A 9,828-nucleotide genomic window follows, 5' to 3' on the forward strand; every position below is an offset into this window, starting at 1 on the left:
CCACGTCGAGCAGGAAGCGCAGCCGCGCCTGGATCTCCTTGAGCACCGCGCCGGCGATCATCGTCTCGCGGCGGCCCAGCGACAGGCCGTCGAGGAACTCCGCGCACTCCGCGATCGACAGCGCCGACACCTCGGCGATCGAGCGCGCGCCGTGCTTGCGGTGCGCGAGCGTGACCGCGAGGATCTCCGGCTTGAGACGGGTGCCCTGGCAGGCCGGGCAGGGCACCTCCCGCATGTAGCCCTCGTACTTCTCCCGCATGTAGTCGGACTCGGTCTGCTCCTGGCGCCGCTCCAGGAACGGGATCACGCCCTCGTAGTTGGCGTAGTACGAACGCTCGCGGCCGTACCTGTTGCGGTACCGGACGTGCACCTGATCGTCGATGCCGTGCAGCACAGCCTTCTGCGCCTTGGCCGGGAGCTTGCGCCACGGCGTGTCCATGCGGAACCCGACCGTCTCGGCCAGCGCGCCCAGCAGCCGGACGAAGTACTCGGCCGTCTGCCCGCCGGCCCACGGCGCGATCGCCCCTTCCTCGAGGCTGAGCTCGTCGTCCGGGACCACCAGCTCGGGGTCGACCTCCTGGCGGACGCCGATGCCCGTGCACACCGGGCACGCGCCGTACGGGGAGTTGAACGAGAACGACCGCGGCTCGAGGTCCTCGATGGCGAGGGCGTGGCCGTTCGGGCAGGCGAGGTTCTCGGAGAAGCCGCGGATGCGGGCCGGGTCGTTGTCCGGCACGTCGACGAACTCCAGCTCGACGAGCCCGTCGGCGAGCCGCAGGGCCGTCTCCACCGAGTCGGTGAGCCGGCGCTTGGCGGACGGTTTGACCGTGAGCCGGTCGATCACGACCGCGATCTCGTGCTTCTCCTGCTTCTTGAGCTTCGGCGGCTCGGTGAGTGGGTACACCGTGCCGTCGACACGGGCACGCGAGTAGCCCTGCGACTGCAGCGAGGAGAACAGGTCGACGTACTCCCCCTTGCGCCCGCGGATGACCGGTGCGAGCACCTGGAAGCGGACGCCGTCCTCCATGGCCAGCACCTGGTCGACGATCTGCTGCGGGGTCTGCTTGCTGATCGGCTCGCCGCACTGCGGGCAGTGGGGCTTGCCGGCGCGGGCGAAGAGCAGGCGGAGGTAGTCGTAGACCTCGGTGATGGTGCCGACGGTCGAGCGCGGGTTGCGGCTGGTCGACTTCTGGTCGATCGACACCGCGGGCGAGAGGCCTTCGATGAAGTCGACATCCGGCTTGTCCATCTGGCCGAGGAACTGCCTGGCGTAGGCCGACAGCGACTCGACGTACCGGCGCTGGCCCTCGGCGAAGATCGTGTCGAAGGCCAGGCTCGACTTGCCGGACCCCGACAACCCGGTGAACACGATCATGCTGTTCCGGGGCAGGTCGAGATCCACGCCGCGCAGGTTGTGCTCCCTGGCGCCGCGAACAACGAGGCGGTCAGCCACTGAAGTCCCTTCGACGATGCTGCTGTCAGACCGGCCACGTGCAGGTCAGGCGGCACTCCACGGTCCTGTGCGCGTGGCCGGGGCCATGCTAGGACGGGGCACCGACAATTCTGCCGCGGACGGGCACGACGGTCGGCTATCCCAGGTGGGCGCCGCTCACCTACGCTGGAGTGACCAGCTCTGGTGCAAAGCCCATTCTGTACTACCGACTCGCGGGGATGGCGGTATGACTGGCTCCAGCATCTCATCGGAATCGTCCGTACGGCCCGACAGCGTGCCCGAGCAGCGCCGCGCGCACGAACGATCGGCCGCCGCCGAGGCCAGGCGATGTCTGGCCGACGTGCGGCGGACCACCGAGAGGCTGGACCAGGCGGTCGGTGAGCTATCCGAGGCGAGGATCCACCAGCCGAGCCGGCTGCCCGGTTGGACCAGGGCGCACGTGATCACCCATCTCGCCCGCAACGCCGACGCCTTCGTGAACCTGCTCACCTGGGCCCGCACGGGGGTCGAGCACCCCATGTACCCGAGCACGGCCGACCGGGACGCCGACATCGAGGAGGGCGCGTGCCGGCTGGCCCAGGTCGTGCACGAGGACCTACGCGCGGCGAGCGACCGGTTCGCGGCGGCCAGCGACCGGCTTTCGGACTCGCAGTGGCTGGCGACGGTCGCCGGCCGGGCGTCGATGGTGTTCCCGGCGGCGCGCATCCCGTCGATGCGGCTGTTCGAGCTGTGGGCGCACCTCGTGGACCTGGATGTCGGGTTCGGGTTCGCCGACCTCCCGGACGAGCACGTCGAGGAGATGCTCGAGAGTGCGGTCTCGCGGCTGGTCGGCCGTGCGGACGCGCCGTCGGTGCGCCTGGCGGTGACGATGCCGGACGGTACCGAGCGGGTGTGGGACCTGGCCGGCGGCCTCGAAGGCGGGCCGTACCGGGTGGCGGGCGAGGCGGCGCCGGTGATGGCGTGGCTGACCGGGCGCGGCGACGGCACCGAGCTGTCCGGCGACCTGCCGGTGCTACCCCCGTGGGGCTAGCGCGACCTTCGTGAACCTGGTGGTGAAGCCGCGGCCGGTCGGCGACGCGGCCATGACGCCGGCCCGGACCGTGGTCGCGGGCGGCAGGTAGGCCAGCCGCAGCAGGGTGGTGGGTTCCGCGCCGTCGAGGCCGTAGCGGATCGACACGGTGTCGCCGGAGCGCTCGGCCCTGACCGTGACCGTCGCGGGGTCGTCGACCGGGGCCATCGACCAGTCCGAGAAGCCCCTCGTCACGACGGCGGAGATCCGCTGGTGGCCGTCGACGAGCTCGATGCCGCTCTTGATCCAGTTCTGCTCGTCGACGCGGATGGCGATGCCGGCCTGGTCGTACTGCTCGCGGTAGTCGCCCGCGACGGTGGCGGTGAGCGTGAAGTCGACCTCGAGCTCGGTGCCGAGGAGGTGGCCGGTGTCGCGGATGAAGCCGTAGTGGGTGGTGCGCCAGAAGTCGGTGTCGGGGTCGGTCGTGACGGTCAGCGAGTCCTCGCCCGCCGTCCACGTCGCGGGTTCGTTGAACCAGGTCCAACCCTTGATCACGACGCCATGCTGTCAGGCTGTCGGTGCCGCGCGCTAGGGTCGCGGCCGTGGACGCTCTCGAGGACTACACCGGTCACGTCGAGCCCGGCGGGCCCGCCGCGCGGCGGACGCTGGACGCGCTGACCATCACGAAGATCTCCGTCGGCCCGATGGACAACAACGCGTACCTGCTGGTCTGTCGCGCCACCAACGAGGCCCTCCTGGTCGACGCCGCGAACGACCCGGAGCGCCTGTCGGACCTCATCGGCCACGACGACGACCGCCCGTCGCTGCGCACGATCCTGACGACGCACCAGCATCCGGACCACTGGCAGGCCCTGGGCGCGGTGGCCGGCGCGCACGGCGCGAACACGATCGCCCACGAGCTGGACGCCGGCCCGCTGCCGGTGCCCCCGGACCGCCTCGTCTCCCACGGCGACACGGTCCCGGTCGGCGAATGCGTGCTGGAGGTCATCCACCTGCGCGGCCACACACCGGGCTCGGTCGCACTGCTCTACCGGGACTCGGCGGGCCACGGCCACCTGTTCACGGGCGACTCCCTGTTCCCCGGCGGTCCGGGGCGGACAACAAACCCGACCGAGTTCACCAGCCTGATGGACGACCTGGAGGCGCGCGTCTTCGGCGAATTGCCGGATGACACGTGGTTCTACCCCGGCCACGGCGACGACTCCACGCTCGGCGCGGAGCGCCCGAAGCTCGGCGAATGGCGGGAACGCGGTTGGTGAGCGAGCGGGCGCTCGACGGCCGTCGGGAAAGCGTTCGGGATCTCCTCGAAGCGGACCTGATCCGCGCAGGCGATCGGCTGCGATTCACACGCCCCAGGGCAGGCGAAGAGCACGAGGCCTCTGTGTCACCTGAGGGTCGCATTGTGCTGTCGGACGGAACCGAGTACGACACACCATCAGATGCGGCGAAGGCGGTCGCCAACACACAGGTCAACAGCTGGATCGTATGGCGCACCGACGCGAACCGCACCCTCGCGTCCCTCCGCAACGAACTCCGTGACGCCGCGGCCGGCGATGCGACAGCGTATGCACCGCATGAGTACCTCAGCGACATCGGCGAGCAACTGAGAGCCGGCGAGGCCATCACGATCACCGTGAGAGAACTGCTGCGGCACTGGAACGCGCGGAATCGCGGAACCCGCATCACCCGACGGATAGAGAAGGATATCGGAAGCCACGGGCTTAAGACGTTTCCTCACTTTCGCGACGTCGCGCTCGACACGCCAGTACGGTTCTCGATAGTGGACGACGAGCACGAGGCGAAACTGCCGGATGAGTCCGTGCTCAAGATGCACACGCTCGCCAGCACCGACTCCGATCCCGACGAAGATGAAACGCCGCAGATCGGGCTCAAGGTAGGCAACCTACCGTCAGCGCTGGGTGGAATCACATCCGTAACACCAGAGAGCACCGTCGAACAGGCGATCACGCTGATGCAGATCGACGACTTCTCTCAGTTGCCAGTGCTTTCCACCAACAAGCGCAAGCTGGAAGGCGCCGTCACGTGGAAGTCGATCGCGATCGCGAGGCATATTGATCCTCGCGCCATCTTGCGCCACTGTGTGATCGACGCCCCAGAAATCTCATACGACCAGGAACTAGTGGATGTCCTGAGTGTGCTTCAAAGCGTTGGATTCGTCTTCGTGCGCAACGAGGTGAACGAAGTCAACGGCATCGTGACGGCGACCGATCTGGCACATGCCTACGGCGACATGGCGACGCCGTTCTTCCTAATCGGAGAACTAGACCAACTGTTGCGGCACATCGTCAGATCGTGCATCCCCCTCGCGGAGGTTGTCGCATTGTGTGACTCCTCGGGATCACGGGAGATCACGTCGTTCGATCAGTTGACTATAGGCGACTACGAGCGCACTCTGCAGAACCCTGGCGCGTGGGAACGGCTTAACACCAAGTTGGATCGCGCATTGTTCTGCGCACGACTGGGGACGCTCCGCGAGATCCGAAACGACATCATGCACTTCAACCCGGAAGACATCCCCACGAACACCGTCGAGATGCTCCGGAACCTCTTGCGCATGATTCGGCTCAACATGCCAGTTTGACCCGAGGAGCGTCGTCGGCGGATCGACCTCACCACCCCCTTGTCAACAGTAGAAATCCTCTACGCTTGACAAGTCACTCGTGTCTTCATCGGCAACACGAATGCACGAGGTGCGCTGGAGACGTCCAGCCCGACGCGCAGATATCTGGCACTATGGAGAGTCGACTACGTACGCCGCCGGCGACAGGGACCAGATGAAGCGGCAGCGCGCTACTCAGCTACTTTATGAGCTTCTAGACCGGGCTGCCAGCGATGAGTGGCCAGCCAGAATTGTTTCAGTCAGTGCACGTCTTCGGTTCGTACGCACGGGGTGCGTTCGACCCTGGTGACGTCGACGTCGCGGTAGACATCGACCGCGACGACCGGTGGCGGCAACACTTTATTAGCTCGCTGGCCAACGGCCGGGATCCATACCCTGTTCTGCGAGTGGCTTTGCGCGGACGCCGCCGAGGGATCGAACTGATAGACGATGGCACCTAGACGTTGAACAGATTGCCTTGAATGATGCCGAGATCAACGGCCAAAAAGTCCGGTGGCTTCCAATTTCGATACATCCGCTCCCTACCTTGGTGCTTCGCGGAATACAATTGGTATCGGATGGATCGAGGTGCCAAACCAACACGGTCGAAGCCCATGAATGCACTACATATCCAGCTACTGGATCGCGATAAGCTCGCGGAGCACATCCGCTACCACTCATTGAGGTGATCTCAGCAAGATCGTTTCGGGTGTGGGTGATGTAAGCGGCCGTCGTTGATGTGCTTGGCTCCATTGCTGGTGGGAGCCTGTGAGATGTGGGCGGGGAGCCCCTGATAGGACTGGATTTGCGAAGATCAAGTCCGAGGCCAGGGACTCCCCATGATTGCCTATCGTGCCATGCTCGACGTGCCGCGCAAACGTGCCCGGCACCTCAGCCGCCTGCTCCAAGCCGAACGCCGCCAGCGTGGTACCCGCAAGACAGCAGGGCGTTGACCTGCTTTCGGCAAGCAGTCCTGGGATTGCGTTGGTTCCGCCAGGATGTCGAGGTGACCGCGTTGGCACGGGACCACGGGGTCTCCCGCGCGACGGGGTACCGCTACCTCGACGGAGTCATCGAGGTGCTCGCCGACCAGGCGCCGGATCTGCATGACGCCCTGGAGAAGGCCAAGACCGACGGACTCACGTATGTGATCCTGGACGGGAAGATCTTCTCCGCTGATCACTGTGGCGAGAAACCCATGAGCGTCAAAGGGAAACTGATCGACCTGTGGTACTCCGGGAACGCTCACGAGCACGGCGGGAACGTGCAGGCGATCTCCGGGCCGGACGGGTTCCCGCTGTGGATATCCGATGTCGAGCCCGGCTCCGTGCACGACCTCACCGTGGCCCAGGAGCATGTGCTCGGCCCTGTACTGGGCCGCATCCCAACTCGACCTGCCCGCGCTGGCCGACGGCGGCTACGAGGGCACGGGTATTGGCGCGCACACCCCGATCAAACAACCCGCAGGTGACCAGGTCCTCGACGTGGACACCTGCACCTACAACGCACTCCTGCGCGGCTTGCGCTGCCTGGGCGAACGCGGATTCGCCATCCTCACCGGCCGCTGGCGCACTCTCCACCACATCACTGCCAGCCCCAGCAAGATCGGGGACATGGTCAAAGCCGCACTCGCCCTCACCCATTTCGAACACCGCCGACCCAACTGAAAGTTGGTGAGATCACCTCATTGTCGGTGAGCGTCCAGGAACCGTGGACATACTCGATGACACAGTGCAGCCGGCTGACCAGCCGGTGCGGGTCCGGCGCGAGTAGGAGATCCGGCGCACCGTCCGGGGTGGCCCGTCCCACGGTGATCCCGCCGGTCGTCAGCTCATGGGTGGATCGCGTGCCGTCCGAGGATGTGCATCCGGTGGCGCGCGTACATAGTAGCCACGTCATCGCTACGTAATCGCCTCGGATCCCTGCCCTGCCCGGCTGGGCCGAGGCCCGCTTCAGCGCCAGATCGCGCTGCGCACGCCGTCGGCGAAGGTCTGCGGGGTCTCCGGGATCGAGGTGGCCGTGCCCTCGCTGACCCGCCGTGCGGTCCACGCGGCGACGGCAGCGTCGAGGACGTCGTCGACGTTGGCCCGCGCGCCGGCGGCGCCGATGTCGTCGAGCATGATGCCGGCCTCGGACAGCAGCCGGTGGCGGAGCCGGGCACCGGCCCAGGTGTGCTTGCGGACGTCGAGCGGGGCGCCGTTCAACGCCGCGAAGCTGACCTCCGGGTGGACCTCGACCACCCGGCAAGGCGCGTTCGGCAGCCACCGGTCCACCTCGCGCACCTTGGGCAGGATGCCGAACGCCTGGATCGACATGCCCTCCCCCACCCGCTCGCGGTTGTGCGCACTCGCGCTGCCGTGGTCGGTGAACTCCAGTGCGCCACGGACCGGCGTCATGAAGATCGACGACGCCAGCCGGCCGACGGCCGCGCGGGCCTCGACGTCGGCCCGCCGGCGGGAGTTGTCCGGCAGCCCGATGGGGATGTCGACGGCGATCACCGCCAGCGGGCCGTCGGCCGACGCGGTGGTGACGAGGTCGGCGATCGTGCGGGTCTGGTAGGCGTCGGCGCGGTCACCGGCCAACGCGATGGCGACCCAGCCCGCCCGGCAGGCGTCCACGCCGAGGACGCGTTCGGTGGTCATACGGAGACAATCGTTCGGGCCGCCCCGGATGTTTGGGTCCTCAAGGGATCGCCCGCCGCGCGCCCGCGAGGACCGTGCCCAGGCGGCGCATGCCCTCGGCGATCTCGGCCGGCGCGCTCGTGGTGAACGACAGCCGCAACGTCGCGTGGTCCGGGTCCGACACGTGGAACGGCGCCCCGGGCACGAACGCGACGTGCTCGCGCAGCGCCGAGCGCAGCAGCGTCGCGGAGTCGAGATCACCGGGCAGCCGCACCCACACGAACATGCCGCCGTCCGGGTCCGTCCACTGTGTGCCGTCCGGTGTCACGTCCGGCAGCGCGGCGAGCATCGCGTCGCGTCGGTTCCGGTATTCCCGGCACAGCCGGGCCACGTGGGCGTCCACATCGGACGACTGCAGGTAGCCGGCGGCCGCGGCCTGGTCGATCGTGCTCGTGTGCAGGTCCGCCGCCTGCTTGGCGATCACGAGTGTGCGCATGAGCGGCTCCGGTGCGCGCAACCAGCCCAGCCGCAGCCCGGGCGCGCAGATCTTCGACAGGCTGCCCAGCGTGATCACCCGGTCCGTCGGCGCGGCACCGAGCGGAGGCAGCGGCGTGCCGCGGTAGCGCAGCTCCCCGTACGGGTCGTCCTCGACCACCCACAGGTCGTGCTCGGTGGCCAGCGCCGCGACCGCGAGCCGGCGGGACCTGGTGAGCGTGCGGCCGGTGGGGTTGGCGAACGTCGGCACCAGGTACAGCAACGCGGGCCGCTCGCGCTCGACGACCTCCGCGAGCGACGCCGGCACGATCCCGTCCGCGTCGCTCGCCACCGGCACCACCCGCGCGCCGGCCATGCGGAAGACCTGCAGCGCGGCCAGATAGGTCGGCTCCTCCACGGCCACCACCGCGCCCGGCCCCAGCAGCGCCGACGCGACGAGGGTCAGCGCCTGCTGCGAGCCGGTCGTGATCAGCAGGTCGTCCGCGCGGGTGTCCATGCCGCGGCCGGACAGCCGCGCCGCGACCAGCGCGCGCAGCGTCACGTTGCCCTCGGTGGGCGCGTACTGGAGGTGACGCCGGGCGTCGGGCCCACGCAGCGCCCGGTCGAACGCGGCCCGCCAACCGTCCACATCGAACAGTTCGGGCGCGGGCAGGCCGCCGGCGAAGGAGATCATCCGGGGGTCGGCGGTCAGCGCGAGCAGGTCCCGCACCGGGGAGCTCTCGACCGACCGGGGCGAACGGGGCGAAGCGGACGGACGCACAGCGGCTCCTCACGTCAACACCGGAGGCGCTCGCGAGGCGGTGGTGCCGCGCGCGTGCGAGCAAGGACGAAAGGCCGCTCTGGTCGAGGAGCCGAGGGCCAGCATACCCACCGGGCCGCCGAGCGCGCGGCCGAATATCGGCGCCGTCCATCAAGGACCCGGATTCAGCGACGCCAGGTGGTTGTCCACAACCCCGCCACCTGTCCACAATCTGGCGCAGACAGCCCGGAACCGTCGGAGCACGCCGTTACGCTGGAACCAGGGGTCCCCCAGGCCGATGTGGACACCTGTGACCTGCGGTGTTCGCATTCGCACCGATAGAGGTGGCGCGTCGTGAGTGGGGTGGGCGGTGACGCCGTCCGGCCCGGGCAGCCGTCGGCTGGTTGGATGAGCCGGGTAGGACGGAAGAACCCCAAAGGAGAACGCATGGCCCTCGAGAAGCCCGACGTCGACCCCATCGACGGTCCGCCGCCGGCCGACCTGCTCGTCGAGGACATCACCGTCGGCGACGGCGACGAGGCCCGGCCCGGTCAGCAGGTGAGCGTGCACTACGTCGGCGTGGCGCACTCCTCCGGTGAGGAGTTCGACGCCTCGTGGAACCGCGGCACGCCGTTCAGCTTCCCGCTCGGCGGCGGCCGGGTGATCGCCGGCTGGGACCGCGGGGTGGCCGGCATGAAGGTCGGCGGCCGGCGCAAGCTCGTGATCCCGCCGCATCTCGGCTACGGCGATCGCGGCGCCGGCGGCGCCATCAAGCCGGGCGAGACCCTCGTCTTCGTCGTCGACCTGCTCGGCGTCCGCTAGCAAGGCCTGGAAGGACGCCTTCCGGACGCTCAGTGTCCGGAAGGCGTC

At 68.4% G+C, this 9,828-nt stretch carries 9 protein-coding genes and 2 pseudogenes; 6 read left to right on the forward strand and 5 right to left on the reverse strand.

Features of this window, described 5'->3' with window-relative positions; translation table 11 throughout:
• Positions 1 to 1,453 (reverse strand): annotated as a pseudogene (locus ACRDTB_RS35640) (excinuclease ABC subunit UvrA); the annotation flags it as partial.
• A gap of 226 nt (positions 1,454 to 1,679) precedes the next feature.
• Here ACRDTB_RS35640 and ACRDTB_RS35645 point away from each other — a divergent pair.
• Positions 1,680 to 2,483 carry a maleylpyruvate isomerase family mycothiol-dependent enzyme gene (locus ACRDTB_RS35645; protein WP_431436661.1) on the forward strand — a complete coding sequence of 268 codons (804 nt, stop codon included), beginning with the start codon at positions 1,680 to 1,682 and terminating at the stop codon, positions 2,481 to 2,483.
• Here ACRDTB_RS35645 and ACRDTB_RS35650 read toward each other — a convergent pair.
• A complete protein-coding gene (locus tag ACRDTB_RS35650; protein ID WP_431436662.1) occupies positions 2,466 to 3,017 on the reverse strand; it encodes a DUF1349 domain-containing protein in 552 nt (183 codons plus the stop codon). The two genes, ACRDTB_RS35645 and ACRDTB_RS35650, sit on opposite strands and share 18 nt — an antisense overlap.
• 47 nt (positions 3,018 to 3,064) lie before the next feature.
• Here ACRDTB_RS35650 and ACRDTB_RS35655 point away from each other — a divergent pair, with 47 nt between their 5' ends.
• From ACRDTB_RS35655 to ACRDTB_RS35670, 4 genes and pseudogenes are all read left to right on the forward strand, one after another.
• Positions 3,065 to 3,742, forward strand: a complete 678-nt coding sequence (locus ACRDTB_RS35655; protein WP_431436663.1) for an MBL fold metallo-hydrolase — start codon at positions 3,065 to 3,067, stop codon at positions 3,740 to 3,742.
• The gene (locus tag ACRDTB_RS35660) at positions 3,739 to 5,085 is read left to right on the forward strand and encodes a CBS domain-containing protein (RefSeq protein WP_431436664.1); all 1,347 of its coding nucleotides are present in this window, start codon (positions 3,739 to 3,741) and stop codon (positions 5,083 to 5,085) included. The genes ACRDTB_RS35655 and ACRDTB_RS35660 overlap by 4 nt, the downstream gene beginning before the upstream one ends.
• A gap of 251 nt (positions 5,086 to 5,336) precedes the next feature.
• Complete coding sequence (locus ACRDTB_RS35665) at positions 5,337 to 5,564, forward strand: nucleotidyltransferase domain-containing protein (protein ID WP_431436665.1); 228 nt, start codon at positions 5,337 to 5,339, stop codon at positions 5,562 to 5,564.
• Positions 5,565 to 5,942: 378 nt separating this feature from the next.
• Positions 5,943 to 6,770, forward strand: a pseudogene (locus tag ACRDTB_RS35670) (transposase family protein).
• On the opposite strand, the gene ACRDTB_RS35675 reads toward ACRDTB_RS35670, so the two are convergent.
• From ACRDTB_RS35675 to ACRDTB_RS35685, 3 genes are read right to left on the reverse strand one after another with little or no spacing between them, the layout of a single operon-like run.
• Positions 6,739 to 7,002: an FHA domain-containing protein gene (locus ACRDTB_RS35675; RefSeq protein WP_431436666.1), complete on the reverse strand. Its 264-nt coding sequence runs from the start codon at positions 7,000 to 7,002 to the stop codon at positions 6,739 to 6,741. The pseudogene ACRDTB_RS35670 and the gene ACRDTB_RS35675 overlap by 32 nt on opposite strands.
• 53 nt (positions 7,003 to 7,055) lie before the next feature.
• Complete coding sequence (locus ACRDTB_RS35680) at positions 7,056 to 7,745, reverse strand: DUF429 domain-containing protein (RefSeq protein WP_431436667.1); 690 nt, start codon at positions 7,743 to 7,745, stop codon at positions 7,056 to 7,058.
• A 40-nt stretch (positions 7,746 to 7,785) separates the two neighbouring features.
• Positions 7,786 to 8,979: a PLP-dependent aminotransferase family protein gene (locus ACRDTB_RS35685; protein WP_431436668.1), complete on the reverse strand. Its 1,194-nt coding sequence runs from the start codon at positions 8,977 to 8,979 to the stop codon at positions 7,786 to 7,788.
• A gap of 426 nt (positions 8,980 to 9,405) precedes the next feature.
• Between ACRDTB_RS35685 and ACRDTB_RS35690 the strand changes: the two genes are divergently transcribed.
• Positions 9,406 to 9,780, forward strand: coding sequence for an FKBP-type peptidyl-prolyl cis-trans isomerase (locus ACRDTB_RS35690; RefSeq protein WP_431436669.1), 375 nt, complete (start codon positions 9,406 to 9,408; stop codon positions 9,778 to 9,780).
• The last annotated feature ends 48 nt before the right edge of the window (positions 9,781 to 9,828 follow it).

It is taken from the genome of Actinophytocola sp. (genome assembly GCF_050699935.1).
Taxonomy (GTDB): domain Bacteria; phylum Actinomycetota; class Actinomycetes; order Mycobacteriales; family Pseudonocardiaceae; genus Actinophytocola.